Source organism: Streptomyces sp. NBC_00513 (genome assembly GCF_041431415.1).
GTDB lineage: Bacteria > Actinomycetota > Actinomycetes > Streptomycetales > Streptomycetaceae > Streptomyces.
Window position 1 is genome coordinate 4901434 of record NZ_CP107845.1, and the last position, 22371, is coordinate 4923804.

The window sequence follows — 22371 nt, forward strand, 5'->3', positions numbered from 1 at the left end:
GTCACGCGTTTCGGCCAGGGCCCGTCGGGCGACCGCGTCGAGTGGACGGCCGGCGTCCGTGCGATCCCGCTTCGAAATGCTGTGTGGGCCCTTGGGTGCTGGTGGGAGGGGCGGGCTGCCGGGAGGATCGTGCCATGGGCGTGAGCGCGTTGAAGTGGCAGGGCTGGCTGGTCGGTCTGGTCGTGCTGGCCGGGATGTTGGTGTTCGCTCCGCTGGGCCTGTACGTGTGGGCCAGCGGCGAGGGGCCGGCCGAGCCGCCGGAGGTCCCGCCGGGGGCGGCGGTGGACGACGTGCGGGTCACCTCGTGCCGCGTCGATCCGGTCGGCCGCAGGGTGGTGGCCGGGGTCGACGTCACGGGCCGGGTCCCGGGCGTGAGCGCGTACCTGGTCACGGTGGAGTTCCGCGAGAGCGCCGAGCCGGAGCCGGGCGGTCGTGCGGCCCAGGCGCTGGCCAGGATTCCCGGGGTGGCGCGGGGGGCGACGGAACACGCCGAGGTGGTGGGCCCGGTGTGGCCGGCGGCGAAGGTGCCGTGGTGCGGGGTGGCGGGGGCGGAGTTCGGCCCCACGCCCTCGGCGGGCACGCCGTGAGCGGTCCGCCCCGAACCCCGGCGCTCCGAGCGCCCGGGTGCACGGCACCGGGTCTCGACGCGCGGGTGCGCGGCACCGGGTCGGATCGTCCGGGTGCGTCGCACCCGGTCTGATCGCGCCCCGCGCCGGTACATGGCACCCGGTCCGGAGCCTCCGCGGCCCCGGACCGGGGCCGTCAGTGGGCGCCGGCCAGGTCCGCGTCGGCGGAGCGCAGGGCGGCGGCGTGCGCGTCCATCCGCTCGGCGGCGAGGATCGCGGCGGTGGTGTCGGCGCGGGACGCGGCGACGAGCAGGGCGCGGGCGGCGAGGTCGTGCGCCCGCTGGTGGAGCGCGGCGGTGTTGTCCGCCCGCGGCCGGCGCAGTCGGGCGGGTCGGGCGCCGCGCAGCCGGGTGACCTGTTCGGCGATCCGGTCGCCGGCCTCGTCGAGCCCGAGGTCGTCGGTGACGGCGAGCAGCGCCGAGAGGTGCCCGGCGAGCTGGATGTCCAGCGCTTCGCCGCGGCTGCTGTGCGGGTAGTCGCGGCCGCCGTCCATACGGTGGACGACCGACTTGGTGCGGATCGGCTCGTACATGAGGAGGCCTCCTGCGTGGTCAGGAAGCCATCCTACATTGGATTGGTTCTAAAGTTGTGCTTGATCCGGTCGATCGGTGGGATCCGGCCGGCCCTCCCGCTCCTACGGCTGGCTGTAGCCGTCGAGGAAGGTGCCGATCCGCGTCACCGCGTCCGCCAGGTCCTTGGCGTTGGGCAGCGTCACGATGCGGAAGTGGTCGGGCTCCGGCCAGTTGAAGCCCGTACCGTGCACCACCATGATCTTCTCGGATCGCAGCAGGTCGAGGACCATCTGCCGGTCGTCCTTGATCTTGTAGACCGACGGGTCCAACCGCGGGAAGAGGTACAGGGCGCCCTTGGGCTTCACGCAGGTGATGCCGGGGATCTGCGTCAGCAGGTCGTACGCGGTGTCGCGCTGCTCCAGCAGCCGTCCGCCGGGCAGGACCAGGTCGACGATCGACTGCCGGCCACCGAGGGCGGTGGCGACGGCGTGCTGCGAGGGCATGTTGGCGCACAGTCGCATGTTCGCCAGGATCGTCAGGCCCTCGATGTACGACGAGGCGTGCTGCTTGGGGCCGCAGACCGCCATCCAGCCGGCCCGGTAGCCGGCGACGCGGTAGTTCTTGGAGAGCCCGTTGAAGGTCAGGGTCAGCAGGTCCGGCGCGATGGCGGCGGTGTTCGTGTGCGTGGCGCCGTCGAACAGGATCCGGTCGTAGATCTCGTCCGAGCAGACGACGAGGTTGTGGCGGCGCGCGATGTCCGTGAGGCCGCGCAGCATCTCGTCGTCGTAGACGGCGCCGGTGGGGTTGTTCGGGTTGATGATCACGAGCGCGCGGGTGCGGTCGGTGATCTTCCGCTCGATGTCCGCGAGGTCCGGCATCCAGTCGGCCTGCTCGTCGCAGCGGTAGTGGACGGCGGTGCCGCCGGCCAGGCTGACCGAGGCGGTCCAGAGCGGGTAGTCCGGTGCGGGGACCAGTACCTCGTCGCCGTCGTCGAGCAGCGCCTGCATCGACATCTGGATCAGCTCGGAGACGCCGTTGCCGAGGTAGACGTCCTCGACGTCCAGCTCGATGCCCTTGGTCTGGTAGTGCTGCACGACCGCGCGCCGCGCGGAGAGCAGTCCCTTCGCGTCCCCGTAACCGTGGGCGTTGCCCAGGTTGCGGAGCATGTCCTCAAGGATCTCCGGCGGGCAGTCGAAGCCGAAGGCCGCGGGGTTGCCGGTGTTGAGCTTGAGGATGCGATGACCTGCCGCTTCGAGCCGCATGGCCTCTTCGAGCACGGGCCCGCGGATCTCGTAGCAGACATTGGCGAGTTTCGTTGACTGGATCACCTGCATGACGGGAGTTTACGGGGCTCGCCGCGGACCCGCTTCGAATTGCGCACCACGAAGAGGGGGAGGATTTGCCCCATTACGCGCGATGCGTGGGTGGTGGCGCGGTCCCTCCTTGGAAACGGGGGTCAGGCGCCGGTCCCGCCCTGCGGAACGGGTGTGTGCGCAGGGCGGTGACGATCGTGTTGCGCTCGTCACCTCGGGGGACGGGCGGGGGCGGCGGCCCCGCCCGCGCGGCACGCCCGGTCCACCCGGTAGGTCGCCTGGGTGAAGCCCCCGCCGAGAGCCTTCGCCGAGTCGAGCGTCAGGCCCACGTCCGCGTGCAGGGGGCCGAAGAGCGGGATGCCGGAGCCCAGCAGGACCGGGGCGCGGGTCGGCAGCGTGTGGCGGGCCTCGTGGTGGGCCCGCAGGGCGGCCGGGGCGTGCCGACGGAACTCGGGTCGGTCAGGTCGGTGCACAGGGCCGCCAGGTGGTTCGCGTACGCCTCCGGGCCGGCCGTCGGGCTCCAGGCCGCGACGATCAGCGCGTCCAGGGCGTATGCAGGCGCAGGCGTTCGAGCACAAGGGGGCGGGCGCACAACCTGTGGCCACAGGCGAGGACGGGGCCATCCGTCCACTGACGCGGGCGCCGCCCGACGCGTCGCGAACGTGTCGGGACGGGTGGCGGCGCCCGGTCGGGAGGCGCGCGCTACGGGAGGTAGCGTTCCAGCGCCGCCGGACCCTCCTTTTCGATCATCTGACGCGCCTTTTCGAGCCGCTCCGGAGTCGGCTCCTGGCCGCGCGCCATCACAAGGTCCTCAGGGTCGAACGGACGCTCCGCCCCGGTGTAGAGGTGGGCCGGTCGGCTGGGCCGCTGGTCCGATTCACTGTCCATCGCGTACCTCCTCCAGTGCCCCCTGGCCCCCATCGTGCGGCGACATCCCCATGAACGCACGTCGGCCCGTTCCGGGCCCCGAAACCGGCCGCCCCGGCCCCGACTAGCCGGCCAGCAGCGTCAGCAGGACCCCGAAGGCGAACAGGGTGCCGCAGACCGTCAGGTTGACCCCCTTGTGCTCCACGAACACCGCGACGAACTCGCGGATCGTGGCGCTCGGCCAGAAGTACGCGGCCGTCGGGGAGCCCAGCACCTGGCCGTTCACGCCGACCTTGCGGGCCATCATGGCCGCGCGGAAGGCGTGGAAGTTGTTGGTGACCACCACACAGCGGTAGTCCGCCTTCCCCTCTTCCATGATGGTCCTGCTGAAGGTGAGGTTCTCCTCCGTCGTGCGGGAGCGGTCCTCCAGGACGACGTGGTCCGCCGGCACGCCCTCCGCGATCAGCCAGTCGGCCATCGCCCGGGCCTCCGCGACCTTCTCGTTCGACCCCTTGCCCCCCGAGGGAAGCAGCAGCGGGGCCGTGCCGCCGCGGGCGCACTGGGCCACGTAGATCCGCATGCCCTTGCGCAGCCGGGAGGCCAACAGCGGGGGGACCCGGTCCCCGCAGATCAGGCCGGAGCCGAGCATCACCACGTAGTCGACGTCGCCGCGCACCCGGATCCGCCCGTAGAGGTAGGCGTAGGCGAGGAAGCAGACGAAGAGGAACGAGACGTAGACCGCGATCATGATGACCATGGCGGTCATCCCGGCGACCTTCGTCGAGCCGCTCGCCATCGCGACGACCGCCAGCGCGAGTACCGCGAAGATCGCCAGACCGGCGAGCAGGGACAGCAGGTTGCCCGGGCTGCGGCCTTCCTTGCGGACCATGGTCACCCCGTTGGCGACGAGGAAGCACGCGAGGGCCACGACCCCGACGGCCGGCACCAGGAACACCGCGACCGCGACGATCCTGGCGAGCGTGTCGGGGAGGTGCGTGAGTTGGAAGAGCAGGGCCATCGCCAGGCTGATGAAGGTGAGGCCCAGGAGGACCGCGTTGCGAAATCGCCGCCGGTCCTCCCGCACACTCGCACAGAAGAAGACAAACAGGAGGGCTGCGGGGGCGAAGGCGAGCATGCCGCACATCGTAAGCGGCTCAATTGAACCGTCAGCGGCCGGAATGCGGCGTCCGTCGTACCGAACGCCCGGCCAGGACGTCGGTCCTGCGACCGTCCCGCATCACGAAACGCCCGTCGATCAGGACGTACGGGATCCCGGTCGGCAGCACCCGCGGACGCGCGTACGTGGACCCGGCCGCGACCGTGTCCGGATCGAAGAGGACCAGGTCCGCCCGGTACCCGACCCGCACCAGCCCCCGGTCGGGCAGCCGGAGCCGGGCCGCCGGCCGGCCCGCGAGGTGCGCCACGCACTCCTCCAGGGTGAGCACCCCCAGCTCGCGCACGTAGTGCCCCAGGTAGTGGGGGAAGGTGCCGTACGCCCTGGGGTGCGGCTTCGCGCCGCGCAGGATGCCGTCCGAGCCGCCGGTGTGGGCGGGGTGCCGCATGATCGCGCGGACGTTCTCCTCGTGCCCCACGTGCTGGAGGATCGTCGGCCGCAGCCGGTCCCCCAGCAACAGCCGCCGGGCCGCGTCCCAACCGGTCAGGCGCGTGCCGACGTACGCGTCGAACGCCGGATCGCCGACACCCGAGACCTCGATCGTCGACCAGTCCACCGGAACCCCGTGGCAGCCGTCCGCACCCTCCACCTCCAGCGCGTACCGGATCCGCTCGGCCTCGGCGTCGTCCGCGAGCCGGGCGAGGACCGCCTCGGGGCCGCCCGCGCCGGCCCGACTCGGGAGCAGGGCGACGAGGGTCGTACAGCCGGCGGTGTACGGGTAACTGTCGAGGGTGACGTCGCAGCCGTCGGCCAGCGCCGCGTCGAGGAGGTCCAGCAGCTCCCCGGCCCGGCCCTCGTTCTCGTCGAAGTTCATGGTGGCGTGCGCGAGGTGCAGGGCGCAGCCGGCCCCGCGGGCCAGTTCGACCATCTCGGCGTAGGCGGCGAGCGCCCCGCGCCCGTACGAGCGGTGGTGCGGGCAGTAGTAGCCGCCGTACGAGGCCACCACCGCGCACAGCTCCGCCAGTTCGGCGCCGGACGCGTACATGCCGGGGGTGTAGGTCAGCCCGGAGGACATCCCGACGGCGCCCTGCGCGAGGCCGTCGGCGACGAGCGCGCGCATCCGGTCGAGTTCGGCGGGGGTCGCGGGACGGTCGTCCCAGCCGAGCACCGTCGCGCGCACGGTGCCCTGGGGCACGAGGTAGGCGGCGTTGACCGCGACGCCCCCGTCGAGGCGGTCCAGGTAGCCGCCGACGTCGTGCCAGTCGAAGTCGACGTCGTCGCCCGGGCCGTTCCATCCGGCGATGGCCGCCCGCACCTCGGCGCGGGTGCGGTCGTCGACGGGTGCGTAGGACAGGCCGTCCTGGCCGAGCACCTCCAGGGTCACGCCCTGGGCGACCTTCGCGCCGTGGTCCGGGTCGCGGAGCAGCGCGAGGTCGCTGTGGGCGTGCATGTCGACGAACCCGGGGGCGAGGGCCAGGCCGTGCGCGTCGAGGGTCTCGCGGCCGGCGCCGAGCCTCCCGATCGCGGCGACGCGGCCCTCGTGCACGCCCACGTCCGCGAGGTACGAGGGCCCGCCCGTGCCGTCGACGACGCGGGCCCCCCGGATGACGAGGTCCACGGCTAGAAGAAGGTGCGCACGTAGTCGGTGACGGTGCCGTCGGCCTCCACGACCGGGATCAGCGGCCACTTCTCGAAGATGGTGCACGGGTGCGACATGCCGAGGGCCACCCAGTCGCCGACCCGGACGTCCTCGGCGGAGTCCGTCTCCAACCAGGCGTGCTGATCGGACAGTTTGACGACCCGGACGCCGTTGGCCGGGCGCTCGGTCCCGTCGAGGGCGTCGCGCACCAGTTCCGCCTCCGGCAGCCCGAGGTCGTAGGCGACGTCGCGCTTGCCCGCGTTGACGAAGGCCTGGGTGGGGGAGGGCCGGGAGACCACCTGGGCCCACAGGCGGAACGCGGGCCGCAGCCCGCCCTCCTCCGGGATCCGGTTGAAGGGGGTGAGGCGGGTGTACCAGCCGTGGTCGTGCGAGACGTACGCGCCGGAGCGCAGCAGCTTCAGGACGGGCCGCGACAGCTCCGGGATCGCGGCGAAGACGTCCGCGACGGCGTCGAACCAGGCGGAGCCGCCGGCGCTGACGACGATCTCCTCGACGTCCGGGGCGAACCGGCCCGCCTTGTCGAACTCGACCGCGAGGCCGGTGAGCCGGCGCAGGTAGGCGTGGACGCGTTCGGGGTCGGCGTCCGGGACCTCCGCCTCGTAGCCGGCGACGCCGACGAGGCGCAGCGTGTCGGTCTGCGCGACGGCGTCCGCGACGGCGCGGCAGTCCTCGTCGGTGCGGGCGCCGGTCCGGGCCCCCTCGCCGGCGCCGAGCTCCACGACCACGTCGACGACGGCCGGCCGGCCGCGCAGGGCGCGGTCCATCAACTGGACGCCGCGTACGGAGTCGACGTAGCAGACGAACCGGAACTCGGGATCGGCGGCGAGCTCGTCGGCCACCCAGGCCAGGGCCGCGGGGTCGACCAGCTCGTTGGCGAGGAAGATCCGCCCGATGCCGAAAGCGCGGTAGACGCGGGCCTGGTGGGGCACGGCGGCGGTGATGCCCCAGGCCCCGTGGTCCAACTGGCGTTGGAACAACTGGGGGGCCATGCAGGTCTTGCCGTGCGGGGCGAAGGCCAGGTGGTGGCGCTCGGCGTAGGTCTCCAGCGCCGCCAGGTTGTGGGCGAGGGCCTCGGCGTCGAGGGTGAGGACGGGGGTGGTGAATCCGCCGGTGTGCAGGTTCCGGCGTTCGGCCGCGAGCTGCCCGACGGTGAGGGAGGCGCGTTCGGCGTCCGGGGGGAGACCCTTGAACCGGTGGTCGACCGGCTCGTCGGCCAGACGTCGGACTGCTTCGCTGCCCATGCGGAATCCTCTCGCGTTGCGTGTGACGCAACGTGCGTTGCGGGTGGTGCCTGTGGCTGTCTAACATCCCGGATGACGACGGGTCAACGGTGTCGGTTCCGTTCCCCTTCCGTTCCCCGCCGCGGGAGCCCGCGACGGCGGCCCGCTGCGAGAGGACACGGCGTGAGCCAATCGGTGGAGCGGGCCCTGCGGATCCTCCCCGCGCTGGCCCGGGGCCCCGCCGGCCTCGGCGAGGTCGCCGAGGACCTCGGCGTGCACAAGAGCACCGCCCTGCGACTGCTGCGGACCCTGCACGAACAGGGCTTCGTGTACCGGCAGCAGGACGGCCGCTACCGGCTCGGCGCCCGCATCTTCGCCCTCGCCGCCGAGGCCATCGAGAACCTCGACATCCGCGGGATCGCCCACCCGCACCTGGTCGAGCTCAACCGGCTCACCGGCCACACCGTGCACCTCGCCCTCCACCAGGACGACGAGGTCGTGTACGTCGACAAGGTCGACAGCCGCTACCCGGTGCGCATGTACTCCCGCATCGGCAGGCCCGTCCCGCTCACCGTCGCCGCCGTCGCCAAGCTCCTCCTCGCCGACCTGCCCGAGGCCGAACGCCGGGCGCTGGCCGACCGGATCGACTACCCGGCCTACACCGCCCGCTCCACCCCGGACGCCCGGGCCTTCCTGCGCGAGCTGGACCTCGTGCGGGAACAGGGCTGGGCCACCGACTTCGGCGGTCACGAGGAGTCCGTCAACTGCGTCGGCGCGCCCGTGCGCGGGCCGGACGGGCGGGTCGTCGCCGCCATGTCGGTCTCCGCGCCCACCGTGGTGGTCGGCGCCGACGCGCTGCTCGAACTGCTGCCCCTGGTGCGCCGCAGCGCCGACACGATCAGCCGGGAGTACTCGGGCGCCGCCCGGGACCCGGACCAGGACGCCGACCAAGGCCCAGTACAGGAACCCGTACAGGAACCCGCACAGGAGGACACGCCGTGACCGACAAGATCGCCATCACCCCCGACACCCACACCACCCCGCCCGCGAGGTTCTCGCACGGCGTGCGCAAGGGGAACCTGCTCCAGGTCGCCGGCCAGGTCGGCTTCCTCCCGCACGTCGAGGGACAGCCGCCGACCCCCGCCGGGCCCACCCTGCGCGCCCAGACCCTCCGGACGCTGGAGAACGTCCGTTCCGTGCTGGAGGCCGGCGGTGCGACCTGGGACGACGTGATGATGATCCGCGTCTACCTGACCGACACGGACCACTTCGGCGAGATGAACGCGCTCTACAACGCCTACTTCGAGGAGCAGGGCCTGAAGCAGGCCCCGGCCGCCCGCACCACCGTGTACGTGGGCCTGCCCGCAGGGCTGCTGATCGAGATCGACGCGCTGGCCGTCCTCGGCTGACGCGGGCCGCCGCGGGGGCCCGCGTGCGGGCGTCCGCGCGGGAGGGGCGCGGGAGGGGCGCGGGAGGGGCGCCCCCCTGGCGGTGGGGCGCCCCCGTCGGGGTGGAGCGGCGGTCAGGTCACTGCGTGCAGTACTGCGCTTCCTTGCCGATCGAGCGGTACATGCAGTCCGCGTTCTCCAGGAGCTGGAGAACGGCGTCCTTGTTGCGCGCCGTCTCCCGGTCGATCACCTCGTCGGGCGGGTAGAAGCCGCCGCCGCCCCCGGACTCGGACGGGTACATCTCGAAGGTGTAGGAGAAGATCCGCTGGTTGCCCCACAGCCAGTCGTCGATCGTCCCGTCGGTGATGTACAGGTCGCTCGACTGCTCCGGCGTGTAGCCGTTGCTGTTGGCCATGCTCGTGCCGATCTTCTTGTACACCGCCAGGTCGTCCGCGTTCAGACCGGGCGCGGTGTCGTTGTACGTCCACCCGAACGGCCACAGCACCAGCTCGCTGTAGGTGTGGAAGTCGATGGCGGCCTTGATCTGCTGCTTGCCGCCCACGATCCGGCTGCGGACGAAGTCGGAGACCACCTTGACCTCGGGCGCGGAGGACGCGGCGGCCCCGCGGTAGGTCTCGGAGCTCTTGCTGCCGCTGGAACCGCCGCAGCAGCCCCACTTGTAGTCCCAGTTGCGGTTCAGGTCGGTGCCCACGTACGAGGAGCCGGAGTTCGGCTGCCGGTTCTTGCGCCAGGAGCGGTAGGAACCGGTGGCGATGTCGTACTCGCCGCCGTCCGGGTTGAGGTCGGGGATGATCCAGATCTCGCGGCCGTTGACGGCGTTGGTGACGCGGGAATCGGTGCCGTACTTGGAGCCGAACTCCTTGAGCAGGTACAGGGCCATCTCGACCGTGAGGTGCTCACGGGCGTGCTGGTGGTGGGTGAAGAGGACCTCGGGTTCGGCCTCGTCGGTCGCGACGTTGTCACTGATCTTGATCGCGAAAAGGTCCCGGCCCTGGTAGGACTTCCCGATGACCTTCTTGCTCATGATCCCGGGGTACTGGGCGATGCGCTGGTCGATCTCCGCGTTCGCCTCGGCGTAGTTGTGGTACTTCGAGTCGGCGGACGGGAAGTCCATCGGGCTCGCCGCGACGCCGCGCTCGGAGCGGTCCGGCGGCCCCGGCAGCGCGGTGAGTCTGTAGCCGAGGGCGCGCAGGCTCTTGGCCTGCATCGGGTCGGCGCTGACGACCACCGAGCGGGCGTCCACTTCGTCGATGGAGGCGCCCGTGCGGAGCAGGGCGGTGCGCTCGACGGCCGTGGACGGCCCCTGGATCTCGTACTGGACGATCGCCTCGTCCTGGGTCGCGGTCGACGGGGTGGGTGGGGTGGACGCCGTCGCGCTCAGGCCGTAGGCGGGTGCGCCGAGGGCGAGCGCCAGCAGGGCCGCCGTGACGGCGGCCCTTCGGCGGGTGTGGAGCCGCATGCGTTCTCCTGGGTGGGGAGGTGGGGGTGCCGTGCGGACGCGCACAGCGTGCTCTCATGGCATGTCCGGGTCAAGAATTCGAAACCGGCCAATGTGACCGCGGTCACGGCCACCCCCACCCCTACCGCCTACGGCAGGCTGTGGACCTTCGGACCCACCACGTTCGACCAGGTGCCACCCGCCTTGGCGTCCCAGTTGGTCGACCAGGTCATCGCGCCGCGCAGCCCCGGGTAGGTCTTCGACGGCTTGAACGAACCGCAGTTCGTGCCCCGGGCCAGGCAGTCCAGGGCGTTGTTCACGATGGTCGGGGAGACGTAGCCGCTGCCCGCGCCGCTCGGGGACGCCGGCACGCCGATGCCCACCTGGGAGGGGTCGAGGCCGCCTTCGAGCTGGATGCAGGCCAGCGCGGTCAGGAAGTCCACCGAGCCCTGGGAGTAGACCTTGCCGTCACAGCCGTTCATCGCGCCGCTGTTGTAGTACTGCATGTTGACGACGGTCAGGATGTCCTTGATGTTCAGCGCCGTCTTGAAATAGCCGCCCTGCGCGGACTGCATGTCGATCGTCTGCGGGGCCATGGTGAGGACGAGCGAGGGGCCCGCCTTCGCCGACAGCGAGCGCAGCGCCTGCGTCATGTACGTCGGGTTGAGGCCGTTCTCCAGGTCGATGTCGATCCCGCTGAAGCCGTACTCCCGCATCAGCGCCCAGGCCGAGTTGGCGAGGTTGTCGGCGGACGCGGAGTCGTTGACCGAGATGGTGCCCTTCTCGCCGCCGATGGACAGGATGACCGACTTGCCGGCCGCCTTCTTCGCGGCGATGTCCGCCTTGAACTGCGGCACCGTGTAGCCGCCGAGGCCCGCCGAGTCGAGGTTGAAGGAGATGCCGCCGGGCGTGGTCGTGGCGTCGGCGAAGGAGACGGCGATGATGTCGTACTGCGCCGAGACGTCCGAGAGCTTCTGGACGGTCGCCCCGTTGTTGAAGTTCTGCCAGTAGCCGGTCAGGGCGTGCTTGGGAACGCCCGGATTCGGGTTGCCGCCGCCGCCCGTGGTGGTGCCCGTCACCGCGGCGGACCTGGGCCCCTCGCCGGCCGCGTTGTACGCGCTCACCTGGAAGGAGTACGAGGTCGAGGCGGCCAGGCCCGAGATCTGCGCGGAGGCCGAGGAGACCGTCTGGACGCGGACGCCGTCCTGGTAGACGTGGTAGCCGGTGGCGCTGCCCACCGCGTTCCACGAAAGAGTGAGGGCGTTCGCGCTCTGGCCGGAAACGGCGGCCCCGGCGGGGGCGCCCGGGACGCTCGGGCCGGGATCGGTGCCGCCGCCCCCGTCCGGGCCGAAGACGCTGAACTCGTCGACGAGGAAGCCCGGCTGGCCGTACCAGCCGTGCGTGTAGACGGTCACCCGGGTGGTGTTGGGGCCGGTGGAGAAGGTGGTCGACAGCTTCTGCCAACCGCCGCCCGAGCCGGGGGTCCAGGTGGACACGTCCTGGGTGCCGGTCCCGGTCGCGCCGAGGTACACGTACGAGCCCTGCACCTGCGTGCTCAGCGTGTACGTGGAATTCGGCTTGACCGTGACGGTCTGGCTGCACCGGGCGTTGTCCGAGCCCGCCGGGGTGGCCTTCAGGGCGCCGGCCCCGGCGAAGACGGGGGAGGACACGACGGCGCCGCCGCCGCCGGTGCAGGACCAGTCGGACAGGCCGGACTCGAAGCCTCCGTTCCGGGCGACGTTGACGTCGGCGGCTTGCGCCGTACCGGCGGTGAGGGCGGTCAGACCTCCGGCGGCGAGGGTGGCGGCGCCCAACAGGGCGAGGGAGCGTATGCGGTTCACGAAGGCTCCGGTGGGGGGAGAAGGGGATGTGAAAGGCGTGACAGGGGCAAGTGGGGTACCCCGCAGCCAAGTTGGTCCAGACCAATCCCGGTGTCAAGGGTCTTGGCAATGTGGCTTGAAATGACCTCTACGTCACCCGTGTGCCGATCCCCGATGTCCGGATTTCTCGCCACCTGCGCCCTCTGCTCCCGCGCACGGGAATCCGCAAGGCCCTGCCCTGCCAGGGAGGACGCGGATATGGTGCTGAGGCAAGGGGGAGCTGCGCGGATCGTTTGCCGTCGCGCAGTCGTGCGCGTACGTGGGGACTGCGTGACGGGGGTGGGAACGCCCGTGACGTACAGGGTGAACGGGGGGATTCGCGTGCCGACCGCCATTGCTGTCACCAGTGCCGATCTGGTGCTGCCGGCCCCCGACCGCCACACCCCGACCGCCGCCGTCCTGCGCCCGCCCGACCAGGTCGACCTCGACGGAGCCCTCGCCGAGACCGCCGCCCTCCTGGAGCGACACGGCCACCTCGTGGTCGTCGTACCGCCCTGGCTGCCGCTCGCCACCATCCGCCGGCTGCACACCGTACGGGCCATTCTGGAAACCGACCGGATCGCGCTCCTCGACATCGATCTGCCGCCCCTGGGAACGGCCCTGCTGGTGCGTCAGCTCCGCCAGCTCAGCGTCTGCGACTTCAGCCCCGGGGTGCTGGCCTCCGCGGCCCGCCTGCTGCCGCACTACATCTACGCGGGCGCCCTGCTCGGCAGCGTCGCCAAACTGGACCGGGTGCCGGTCAGCCTCAAGGCGCACGCCAGGTCCTGGTCACCGAGCGCCCAGTTCGCCGTACTCGCCCACCCCACCCCGCACCTGGCCAGGCTGGGCACCTCCGGGTCCTCGGGCGCCCACAGCGCGGGCGGCGCCGCCGCGGGACTCCCCGCCGGCCCCGGCTTCGCGACCCACCTCACCTTCGCCCGCGGCCAACTCGCCTCCGACTGGGTGACCGCCGAACTGGCCCCCGCCTGGCAGGTGCAGGGCGTCATGGAGAACCCGCTACCCGCCGACTCGCCCGTCTGGTGGGCCACGTCGAAGCTCGTCGAGTTCGGCGCCGCCATCCCGGACGTGGCCGTCCTCTACCAACTGGTCGCCTCCGTGCGCCGGGAGCAATGCCGATGGTGCGGCTTCGAACTCATCGGCGACCGCTGCGGCTTCTGCTCCGCCCCGCTGACGGCCCCACCGCCCACGGCCGCGACATCCCGATCCAGACCCTGACCACCGGCCCGAACGAACGAAGAACGGCGAGGTAGTACGGCCCATGAACTCACGCCAGCGCCGCGGCGTCATCCTGCTCCTCCTGTCGATCCTGTGCGCCCTCGCGGCGTTCGCCGGGGTGCTCGTGGTGATCGGCGACGTCAACTCCAAGGTCGGGGCCGAGGTCGTCGCCTACCGCGTGAAGGGCGACATCGCGCCGTACAGCGCGCTCACGGCCGGCCAGTTCGAGCAGGTCACGGTCCCCAAACGGTGGCTGTCCGAGACGGCCGTCACCGACCTCGGCGGACTCGGGAACAAGATCGCGCTCACCACGCTCAAGAAGGGCTCGCTGCTCCAGAGCGACATGTACGTCGACAAACCGCAGCTCCAGCCCGGTGAGCAGGAGATCGCCATCATGATCGACGCCGCCACCGGCGTGGCCGGCAAGATCACCTCCGGCGCCAAGGTCAACATCATCGCCACCTTCAAGGGCGCCAAGGAGACCGACCCCTCGCGCTCCGTGATCATCGTCGCCAACGCCCGCGTCCTGGGCGTCGGCAAGCTCACCGCCCTCGACAAGGACAGCGACCGCAAGGGCCCCGCCGAGGCCGTCCCGATCACCTTCGCCCTGAACACCAAGGACACCCAGCGCGTCGCGTACGCCGAATCCTTCGCGGAACACGTCCGGCTGGCCCTGGTGGCCCCCGGCACCGATTCGGCGCCCAGCCCCAGCGACCGCACGTACACCCTCGACGGGGACAAGTGAGGCCCGGATGACCACCCGAATCCTCCCCGCGTCCGGCGACCCGGACGCCGCCCGCGCCATCACCACCCTCCTCGGCCAGCTCCCGGACACCGAGCCGGCCACCCCGGTCCCCGATTCCACCGCCCTCCTCGACACCCTCGCCCGGCTGGCCGCCGAATCCCTCGACGACCTGCCCGAGGTGGTGCTGGTCCACGAGCGGATCGGCCCGCTGCCCGCGCTGGAACTCATCCGCGAGGTCGCCCTCCGCTTCCCCGCCGTGGGCGTGGTCCTGGTGTCCTCCGACGCCGCACCCGGGTTCTTCGCCGCCGCCATGGACTCCGGCGCCCGCGGCCTGATCGTGCTCCCCCTCGCCTACGAGGAACTCGCCGCGCGCGTCCAGGCCGCCGCCCAGTGGGCCGTCGGCGTACGCCGCCACCTGGGCCGCGGCCCGGACCTGCCCGCCGGACCCGGCGGCCGGGTGGTCACCGTCGCCGGCGCCAAGGGCGGGGTCGGCACCACCTTCACGGCCGTCCAGTTCGCCCTCGCCGCGGCCGCCTCCGGACGACGTACCGCCCTGGTGGACATGGACCTCCAGGGCGGGGACGTGGGCTCGTACCTCGACGTGCAGTTCCGCCGCTCCATCGCCGACCTCGCCGGGATCCAGGACATCTCGCCCCGGGTCCTCCAGGACGCCGTGTACGACGACCGGACCGGACTCGCGCTGCTGCTGGCCCCCGCCGACGGCGAACGCGGCGAGGAGGTCGACGAACGCGCCGCCCGACACGTCGTGACCGCCCTGCGAGGCCGCTACGAACTCGTCGTCATCGACTGCGGCACCCAGGTGACCGGCGCCAACGCGGCAGCGGTGGAAATGGCCGACATCGCCGTGCTCGTCACCACCCCGGACGTGGTCTCCGTCCGCGCGGCGAAACGGCTGGTCCGCATGTGGGAACGCCTCCAGGTCCGCAAGGCCGAGGACACCACCATGGTCGTCAACCGCTGGAGCAAGCACACCGAGATCCAACCCGCCCTCATCGAGAAGATCACCAAGACCCGACCCACCCGCACCCCCGTCCCGGCCGCCTTCAAGGAACTCCAGGCGGTCGTCGACGCGGGCCGCGTCCAGGACCTCGACAACCGCTCCACCGTGAAACAGGCCCTGTGGACCCTGGCCGGCGAACTCGGCCTGCTCACCGCCCCCACCACCGCGGCATCGGCCGACGGCGCCGTCCCGCCGCCGCGCTCCGCCGAACTGGCGGTCCGGCCGTCCGGGCCCCTGGCCCGGCTGCGGCGCGGCCGGGAGGGCTGACCGGTGCCCGCGCGGAGACGGGGAGGGGTTAGGTCGTGGGGTCAGATACGGGAGGCCCACCGGGACCGGGGCCAGGTGGCCGTCGAGTTCGTCGGGATGGTCCCGTTGATCCTGCTGCTCGTGGCGGCGGTGTGGGAGTGCGTGCTGATCGGGTACGCGTTCTCGCTGGCCGGCAACGCGGCGGACGAGGCGGCCCGGGTCGGGGCGGTGCACGGCCGCGACGCCTGCGTGGCAGCGGCCGGCAAGTACATCGGGGGCGCCTGGAACATGACCGCGGAATGCGGGAAGGCCGGTGACATCTACAAGGCCACCGTCTACCTCAACGTCCCCGTGTTCTTCCCCGGCCTCGACATCGGCGTCCCCATCACGGGCGAGGGCGGCTCCGCGCTGGAGAAGGAGGACTGACGTGAACCGACACCCTGATCCGCACCGTGACCGCGACCGCATCCCTGGCCGTGACCGGGGTCAAGTGGCCCTGGAGTACATCGGGTTCATACCGATCCTGCTCTTCGTCGCACTGTGCGGCATCCAGCTGGGCTGGGTCGCCTATGTCCATCAGCAGGCGGAGACCGCCGCCCGCACCGCCGCCCGCGTCGAGGCCCGTAAACCGGGCGCCGGATCGGCCGCGGGCGCGGCGGCGGTGAAGCCGAGCCTGGGCGCCAAGGTGGTCGTGGCCACGACCACCGACGCCGTCACCGCGACCGCGACCATCACGATCAACTCCATCGTGCCCGGGCTCCCCATCGACCCGGCCACCGCCACCGCCACCATGCCCAACGACGACCCGAAGGTGACCGGACCATGAGCCTGCGTTCCCGGGTCAACACCCCCGACGACCGCCACAGCCACGGCGACGACGGCCGACTGGTCTCCTCGTACCGCGCCAAGCTGCTGGAGGAGATCGACCTCGCCGAGATGTCCGCGCTCGCGCCCACCGAGCGCCGGGCCCGTCTGGAACGCGTACTCGGCCACATCATCAGCCGCGAGGGGCCCGTCCTCTCCACCGTCGAACGCGCCCAACTGATCCGCCGCGTCGTCGACGAGGCCCTCGGCCTCGGCGTCCTCGAACCGCTCCTCGAAGACCCCTCGATCTCCGAGATCATGGTCAACGGACCCGACCAGATCTTCGTCGAACGCGCCGGCCGGGTGGAGCAACTGCCCCTGCGCTTCGCCTCGCACGAACAGCTCATGCAGACCATCGAGCGCATCGTCTCCACCGTCAACCGGCGCGTGGACGAGGCCAATCCGATGGTCGACGCCCGCCTCCCCAGCGGGGAGCGCGTCAACGTCATCATCCCGCCGCTCTCCCTCACCGGCGCCACCCTCACCATCCGCCGCTTCCCCCGCGCGTTCACCCTGCACGAGATGATCAGCCTCGGTTCGCTGGACGAACAGATGCTCATGCTCCTGTCGGGCCTGATCCAGGCCAAGATGAACGTGATCGTCTCCGGCGCCACCGGCACCGGCAAGACCACCCTCCTCAACGCCCTCTCCGGCCTGATCCCGGAGGGCGAACGCATCATCACCATCGAGGACTCGGCCGAACTCCAACTCCAACAGGCCCACGTGATCCGCCTCGAATCCCGCCCCCCGAACGTCGAGGGCAGCGGCCGGATCACCATCCGCGACCTGGTACGCAACTCCCTGCGCATGCGTCCCGACCGCATCATCGTCGGCGAGGTCCGAGGCGGCGAGACCCTCGACATGCTCCAGGCCATGTCCACCGGCCACGACGGCTCCCTCGCCACCGTGCACGCCAACAGCTCCGAGGACGCCCTGATGCGCCTCCAGACCCTGGCGTCCATGTCGGAGGTGGAGATCCCCTTCGAGGCGCTCCAGGACCAGATCAACAGCGCCGTCAACGTCGTCGTCCAACTGACCCGCTTCGGCGACGGCTCGCGCCGCATCACGGAGATCTCCATCCTCGACTCGCACGGCCGCGAACCGTTCCGAATCACCACCGTGTGCCGGTTCGCGGCCCAGCCGATGGGCCCGGACGGCCGCGTCCACGGCCACTTCGAGTACTACCCGCTGCCCCGCCGGATCGCGGACCGCCTCTACATGAACAACCAGCCGATTCCCCAAGCCTTCGGGGTCGCCACGTCGGACGACCAACTGGCCACCCGGACCGCACGGACCACTCGGACCACTCGGACCATCCTGTGAACACAACCGTCTCCCTCACCCTCGGCGCCACCCTGCTGGCCGGCCTCCTCGTGGTCTGGGGCGTACACGCCTACTCCGCCGGCCGCGCCCAGCGCGCCGCCCTGATCGAGCGCCTCGCCGCGAGCGGCGCCCCCGAGTCCCAGGGGCGCGGACGCCGCTTCCGGGAGATCGACCGGCGGCTGCGCCGCACCCGACTGGGCCGGCGCATCGAGATCAAACTGGCGACCACCGGCCTGGACCTCACCCCGGGCGAGTTCTTCGTCTACATGCTGCTGTCCGTGGCCGGGGTCTGGCTGGTCTTCGCGTCGTTCCTCGCCCCGTTCTTCGGACCGGTGGCCGCACTGATCGCGCTCTGGTCCGCCAACGCCTTCCTCAACTGGCAGCGGGCCCGCCGCACGGAGCGGTTCATCAACCAGCTCCCCGACCTGGCCCGCATCCTCGCCAACGCCACACAGGCGGGCCTGGCACTGCGTACCGCCATCGGCATCGCCGCCGAGGAACTGGAGGCCCCGGCCGGGGAGGAACTCGCCCGGGTCGCCGACCGGCTCGCCATCGGGCACTCCATCGAGGAGTCCCTGGGCGAGCTGACCGAGCGCCTGCCCTCGCGGGAACTGGTCGTCCTCGTCTCCACCCTGGTCCTGTCGGCCCGCGCCGGCGGCGCCATCGTGGGCAGCCTGCGCAACCTCACGGTGACGCTGGAACAGCGCAAGGAGACGCGGCGGGAGATCCGCACCCAGCTGTCGCAGGTGACCGTGACCGCGTACCTGGTGCCGGCCATCGGGCTGGGCTCCCTGCTGCTGGTGGACATGATGATGCCGGGCGCGCTGGACCGGATGACGGGGGCGTTCATCGGGCAGACCGCCGTCCTCGTCGCGCTGGGCCTCTTCGCCCTCGGCTTCGTCCTCATCCGGCGCCTGTCGAAGATCGACGTGTGAGGGGCACCGACCGATGACCGCACTCCTTCTCGCCCTGGCCCTCGGCCTGTCCGTCTTCGGCGCCCTGTACGGGCTGCGCCTCTACCGCGCCGACGTCAAACTCCCCAGCGACCTCGCCCTGGCCCTGGAAGTCGGCGCCACCCGCACCACCGCCGTCGGCTCGCTCGTCGACCGCCTCGGCATCCGCTGGGCCCCGCTCGTCCTGCGCCTGATGGGCCAGGACCGCGTCGCCCGCAAGCGCCGCCAGATCGACATGGCCGGCAACCCTGCCGGCCTGACCATCGACCGCTACGCGGCCCGCCGGGCCGTGTACGCCGTCCTGGGCGGGCTCGGCGCCTTCTCCCTGTTGATCAACGACCAGTTCGTACCGGCGCTGCTGATGGTCGCGTTCGGGCTGTTCTGGATCGAGGTCGGCCTGTGGTCCGCGATCCGCGTGCGACGCGACCACATCGAACGCACCCTGCCCGACTTCCTGGACGTCCTCGCCGTCGTGGTGAGCGCCGGGCTCGGCTTCCGGCAGGCACTGGAACGGGTGGCGGACAAGTACGAAGGCCCGTGGTCCGACGAGATCCGCATCACCCTCCAACAGATGGACATGGGCGTCAGCCGCCGCCAGGCCTTCGACGAACTGCGCCGACGCAACGACTCCGAGCAGGTCGCCCAGTTCGTGACCGCCCTCCAGCAGGGCGAGGAACTCGGCTCCCCGATCGTCGAGACCCTGATCGCCATCGCCGAGGACATGCGCCGCACGGACGCCCAGAACGCCCGCCGCCGCGCCGCCCGCGCCGTCCCGAAAGCCACCTTCTCCGTCACCATCTTCATGCTGCCGGGCACGCTGATCCTGCTCGTCTGCGGATTCGTGTACGGGGCGAACATCGACTTCGGCGCGATGTTCGGAGGCGGCTGAGCCATGCCCTCTCCCCTGAGCCCGCCCCTTCCTCCGGACCCGTCGGGCGCGCTGTGGACGAACGCGGTGCGGGCGAACGCGGTGCGGGCGAACGCGGTGCGGGCGAACGCGGTGCGGGCGAACGCGGTGCGGGCGAACGCGGTGCGGGCGAACGTACTGCTGACGAACGCGCTGTGGGCGTCCGCGCGGCGCGTCCTCGTGCTCCGGCTCGCACTGATCGCCGTGGGCGCCCCGGCCGCACTGGAACGGTCGGCGCCCGGCGGCCCCACCCACCTGACGGCCGGCGCCCTCCTGCTCACCTTCACGCTGTCGTACGCCGCGTTCCGCGCGGGGGAGCGCCTCGGACCGCTCGTCCCGCGCCACCGGGCGCTGCTCGCCTGGGACATGGCGCTCGTCGCCCCGCTGCTCGTCGTCGCCGGCCCCGCGCTCCCGCTCGGCCTCGTCTGCCTCTGCACCCCGCTGCTCGCCGGACTCCTCCACGACCGCCGCGGCGCGGCCGGGTACGCGGTCGCACAGGCGGCACTGGTCGCGGCGCTGACGGCGGCGAAGGGCGGTCTGCCCTCCCTCGCACTGCCCGCCCACACCCTGCCCTCCCTCGCGCTGCCCGCCCACACCCTGCCCTCCCTCGCGCTGCCCGCTCTCTGCCTGCTCGCGGGGGCGGCGGGGGCCTGCCTGCGGGACCTCCTCACCCGCTTCGACGAGGCGAGCCGGACCCGCGCCGAGACCGCCGCCCGCCTGGCCGCGACCCAGGCCGCCCGCACCGAACGCGACCGCCTGGCACGCGAGATGCACGACTCCGTCTCCAAGACCCTGCACGGCCTGGCCCTGGCGGCGGACGCCCTGTCCCGCACCGCCGACCCGGCCGCGGTCCACCACCAGGCGCGCACGGTGGCCGAGGCCGCCCGCCGCGCCGCGGCCGAGTCCAGGCACCTCCTGACGGAACTCCGAGGCGACGGAACCGCCCCAACCGCCCCACCCGCCCCCGTCACCCCCCTCGTCGCGCAGCTCCGGTCCCTGGCCGCCTCCCACCCCGGCGTCGCCCTGCACACCACCGGAACCGTCCCACCCGTACCCCCCGCGCTCACCCGCGACCTGGTCGCGGTGGCCGCGGAAGCCCTGGAGAACGCCCGCCGACACGCGTCCGCCTCCCACGTCGACATCACGGCCGCCGCCTCACCCACCGGCCTGTGCCTCACCATTACCGACGACGGCCGGGGCCTGCCGCCCGGCGGCCCCGACCCGGCCCACCTCCGCGCCACGGGCCACTTCGGCCTGCTCGGCATGACGGAACGCGCCGCGGCCCTCGGCGCCCACCTCGCCATCGGCCCCCCGGCCACCGGCCCCGGCACCCGGGTCCGCCTCGAAATGCCCCTCGGGAGCCCGTGATGCCGCCCTTGCGTGTCCTGATCGCCGACGACAACCCCGTCGTCCGCGCCGGCCTCTCGGCCCTGCTCGCGACCGCACCCGACATCGAGGTCGTCGCCCAGGCCACGGACGGCCGTGAGGCCCTCCACCTCACCCGGACCCACACCCCGGACGTGATCCTCCTCGACGTCCGGATGCCGGGAGTCGACGGCATCTCGGCACTGCCGCACCTGGCGCGCCTGGCCCCCGTACTGATGCTGACGTACAACCAGGAGTCGGAAATCGTCCGCGAAGCCCTCCTGCTGGGCGCCGGCGGCTACCTGGTCCACGGCGAGTTCACGCCGGACCTCCTGCTCACGGCGGTCCGCGACACCCACGCCGGCCGCGCCCACTTCACCCCGACGGCGGCAACCGCAGTCCTCGCGGAGCTCCGGGCCTCTTCGCAACCGCAACGGATTGTGGCACAGTCTTCTCAGCGCCTTCCCAACCACATTGCGTTCGGGCTGAGTTCACGTGAGGAGGAGGTCATGGATCTGATCGCATCCGGGATGAACAACCAACAGATCGCGGCCACCTGCTTCATCAGCGAGAAGACGGTCAAGAACCACATCAACCGCATCTTCGCGAAGCTCCAGACCACCACCCGCAGCGAAGCCATAGCCCGCTGGCTGGGAACCGCCCGCCCAGGGGTGGCCGGCCATGGGTAGACAGTCTGCGCAGTGGGTCCGTAATTGGGCCCCGGGACCCTTGGTTATCACCGGTGACTCCCCGTACGGTCCGCAAATCGACAGCGGCACCGGCCCGGGAGGAACCCCTCATGTCACACAACACGCTGCTGAAGGCCACCGTGCAGACGTCCATCCGCCTGCGCGGATGGACGGACACGGCGATGACGAGCATCCGCAAGCGCTACACGACCACGGACCGCGGCCAGACGGCCTTCGAGTACCTGGGCATCATCCTGGTTGTGGTGGTCATCATCGGGGCGATGGTCGGTACCGGTATCGGCACGGCGATCGTGGGCCGCATCACGACTGCCATCGCGAGTCTTACCGCTGGCTCGTGATTGCAGGTCATTCCAGCGATCGAGGTCAGGTCTTTCCGCTGTACGCGATGGTCGTGGTCGGACTGCTCTTCGCCGCACTGGCGTTTTTCGTCTTCGGTCAGGCAGCAGTCGTCCGCAGCGATGCCCAAGGAGCAGCGGACGCGGGGGCTCTGGCAGCGGCTCGGGAAGCCCGGGACAACCTGCTTCCGGGCCTCGACCTTGCCACGCTCAAGCCCGACGAATGGCAAGACATCCTGACGGGTAAGTCCTTCGACATGGCGGGGGCTTGCGGCGCGGCCGAAGACTTTGCGCGGCGGAACGAGGCGTCGGCAACCTGCTCATCGTCAGCGCTCCGCTTCACCGTCGAGGTGACGACCGAGGGCACCGTCGGAGCTTCGGTGGTGCCGGGTACCCAGGACATGCACGGCGCGGCAAAGGCGGTTGCGGAGGTCGTGCCCAGATGTCAATTGGGTGACGGTCCAACCCCCTCCGCTACTCCGCTTCCCGCGCCGACCGATCCTCCGTCGACAACTCCCACCGTCATCAATTGCAAGGGCGGGAAGATCATCAAATTCGACCCCCGAAAGCCGGATCTTTGGAGCACGCTGGCGCGAAGCCTGTTTGATGTGCGACTGGTCGGCTGACCAAAGAACGAGAGACAAGGAA

24 protein-coding genes are annotated in these 22371 nt (G+C 71.6%); 15 read left to right on the plus strand and 9 right to left on the minus strand.

All coding sequences use genetic code 11. The features are described 5' to 3' along the window. The first annotated feature begins 140 nt into the window (after positions 1-140). Positions 141-587: a hypothetical protein gene (locus OHA84_RS22785; protein WP_266949500.1), complete on the plus strand. Its 447-nt coding sequence runs from the start codon at positions 141-143 to the stop codon at positions 585-587. Positions 588-762: 175 nt separating this feature from the next. On the opposite strand, the gene OHA84_RS22790 is transcribed toward OHA84_RS22785, so the two are convergent. From OHA84_RS22790 to OHA84_RS22820, 7 genes are all read right to left on the minus strand, one after another. Next, positions 763-1158: a hypothetical protein gene (locus OHA84_RS22790; protein WP_053682156.1), complete on the minus strand. Its 396-nt coding sequence runs from the start codon at positions 1156-1158 to the stop codon at positions 763-765. A gap of 102 nt (positions 1159-1260) precedes the next feature. Then, on the minus strand, positions 1261-2472 hold the full coding sequence (locus OHA84_RS22795; protein ID WP_053682155.1) for a pyridoxal phosphate-dependent aminotransferase: 1212 nt from the start codon (positions 2470-2472) through the stop codon (positions 1261-1263). Positions 2473-2660: 188 nt separating this feature from the next. Further along, a complete protein-coding gene (locus tag OHA84_RS22800) occupies positions 2661-2924 on the minus strand; it encodes a hypothetical protein (RefSeq protein WP_266970011.1) in 264 nt (87 codons plus the stop codon). Positions 2925-3153: 229 nt separating this feature from the next. After that, complete coding sequence (locus OHA84_RS22805; RefSeq protein ID WP_053682191.1) at positions 3154-3339, minus strand: hypothetical protein; 186 nt, start codon at positions 3337-3339, stop codon at positions 3154-3156. Positions 3340-3442: 103 nt separating this feature from the next. Continuing rightward, complete coding sequence (locus OHA84_RS22810; protein WP_266949506.1) at positions 3443-4453, minus strand: YdcF family protein; 1011 nt, start codon at positions 4451-4453, stop codon at positions 3443-3445. A 31-nt stretch (positions 4454-4484) separates the two neighbouring features. Then, positions 4485-6050 carry an amidohydrolase family protein gene (locus OHA84_RS22815; RefSeq protein WP_266949508.1) on the minus strand — a complete coding sequence of 522 codons (1566 nt, stop codon included), beginning with the start codon at positions 6048-6050 and terminating at the stop codon, positions 4485-4487. A 2-nt stretch (positions 6051-6052) separates the two neighbouring features. After that, positions 6053-7333 carry an amino acid deaminase gene (locus OHA84_RS22820; RefSeq protein WP_053682150.1) on the minus strand — a complete coding sequence of 427 codons (1281 nt, stop codon included), beginning with the start codon at positions 7331-7333 and terminating at the stop codon, positions 6053-6055. 162 nt (positions 7334-7495) lie between these two features. Between OHA84_RS22820 and OHA84_RS22825 the strand changes: the two genes are divergently transcribed. Both OHA84_RS22825 and OHA84_RS22830 read left to right on the plus strand, forming a co-directional pair. Beyond that, complete coding sequence (locus tag OHA84_RS22825; RefSeq protein ID WP_266970008.1) at positions 7496-8314, plus strand: IclR family transcriptional regulator; 819 nt, start codon at positions 7496-7498, stop codon at positions 8312-8314. After that, on the plus strand, positions 8311-8721 hold the full coding sequence (locus OHA84_RS22830; protein WP_053682148.1) for a RidA family protein: 411 nt from the start codon (positions 8311-8313) through the stop codon (positions 8719-8721). Before OHA84_RS22825 ends, OHA84_RS22830 begins: the two co-directional genes overlap by 4 nt. Positions 8722-8839: 118 nt before the next feature. Here the strand turns inward: OHA84_RS22830 and OHA84_RS22835 are convergent, their stop codons facing one another. Beyond that, positions 8840-10180, minus strand: a complete 1341-nt coding sequence (locus tag OHA84_RS22835; protein WP_266970006.1) for a M14 family metallopeptidase — start codon at positions 10178-10180, stop codon at positions 8840-8842. A gap of 128 nt (positions 10181-10308) precedes the next feature. Further along, the gene (locus OHA84_RS22840) at positions 10309-12000 is read right to left on the minus strand and encodes a chitinase (RefSeq protein ID WP_266970004.1); all 1692 of its coding nucleotides are present in this window, start codon (positions 11998-12000) and stop codon (positions 10309-10311) included. 360 nt (positions 12001-12360) lie between these two features. Between OHA84_RS22840 and OHA84_RS22845 the strand changes: the two genes are divergently transcribed. The 12 genes from OHA84_RS22845 to OHA84_RS22900 all read left to right on the plus strand — a co-directional run bounded on the left by OHA84_RS22845 (position 12361) and on the right by OHA84_RS22900 (position 22349). Continuing rightward, entirely contained in the window at positions 12361-13254 is an 894-nt protein-coding gene (locus tag OHA84_RS22845; RefSeq protein WP_266970002.1) for a hypothetical protein, read from the plus strand. A 43-nt stretch (positions 13255-13297) separates the two neighbouring features. Continuing rightward, the gene (cpaB, locus tag OHA84_RS22850; protein WP_053682145.1) at positions 13298-13999 is read left to right on the plus strand and encodes a Flp pilus assembly protein CpaB; all 702 of its coding nucleotides are present in this window, start codon (positions 13298-13300) and stop codon (positions 13997-13999) included. Positions 14000-14006: 7 nt separating this feature from the next. After that, entirely contained in the window at positions 14007-15287 is a 1281-nt protein-coding gene (locus OHA84_RS22855; RefSeq protein WP_078999399.1) for a P-loop NTPase, read from the plus strand. A 75-nt stretch (positions 15288-15362) separates the two neighbouring features. Beyond that, positions 15363-15692, plus strand: a complete 330-nt coding sequence (locus tag OHA84_RS22860) for a TadE/TadG family type IV pilus assembly protein (protein WP_234350235.1) — start codon at positions 15363-15365, stop codon at positions 15690-15692. A 1-nt stretch (position 15693) separates the two neighbouring features. Further along, the gene (locus tag OHA84_RS22865) at positions 15694-16092 is read left to right on the plus strand and encodes a TadE/TadG family type IV pilus assembly protein (RefSeq protein ID WP_266969999.1); all 399 of its coding nucleotides are present in this window, start codon (positions 15694-15696) and stop codon (positions 16090-16092) included. Beyond that, positions 16089-17453: a CpaF family protein gene (locus OHA84_RS22870; RefSeq protein ID WP_266969997.1), complete on the plus strand. Its 1365-nt coding sequence runs from the start codon at positions 16089-16091 to the stop codon at positions 17451-17453. Before OHA84_RS22865 ends, OHA84_RS22870 begins: the two co-directional genes overlap by 4 nt. After that, positions 17450-18388 carry a type II secretion system F family protein gene (locus tag OHA84_RS22875; RefSeq protein ID WP_266969996.1) on the plus strand — a complete coding sequence of 313 codons (939 nt, stop codon included), beginning with the start codon at positions 17450-17452 and terminating at the stop codon, positions 18386-18388. The genes OHA84_RS22870 and OHA84_RS22875 overlap by 4 nt, the downstream gene beginning before the upstream one ends. Before the next feature lie 13 nt (positions 18389-18401). Then, the gene (locus OHA84_RS22880) at positions 18402-19295 is read left to right on the plus strand and encodes a DUF5936 domain-containing protein (protein ID WP_266949529.1); all 894 of its coding nucleotides are present in this window, start codon (positions 18402-18404) and stop codon (positions 19293-19295) included. Between the two features lie 3 nt (positions 19296-19298). Then, positions 19299-20681: a sensor histidine kinase gene (locus OHA84_RS22885; RefSeq protein ID WP_266969993.1), complete on the plus strand. Its 1383-nt coding sequence runs from the start codon at positions 19299-19301 to the stop codon at positions 20679-20681. Then, complete coding sequence (locus OHA84_RS22890; RefSeq protein WP_053677015.1) at positions 20681-21367, plus strand: response regulator transcription factor; 687 nt, start codon at positions 20681-20683, stop codon at positions 21365-21367. Before OHA84_RS22885 ends, OHA84_RS22890 begins: the two co-directional genes overlap by 1 nt. Positions 21368-21477: 110 nt before the next feature. Continuing rightward, positions 21478-21726 (plus strand): hypothetical protein, encoded by a 249-nt coding sequence (locus tag OHA84_RS22895; protein ID WP_371591439.1) that lies wholly within the window; start codon positions 21478-21480, stop codon positions 21724-21726. Continuing rightward, complete coding sequence (locus OHA84_RS22900) at positions 21723-22349, plus strand: pilus assembly protein TadG-related protein (protein WP_266969991.1); 627 nt, start codon at positions 21723-21725, stop codon at positions 22347-22349. The genes OHA84_RS22895 and OHA84_RS22900 overlap by 4 nt, the downstream gene beginning before the upstream one ends. Positions 22350-22371: the final 22 nt, after the last annotated feature.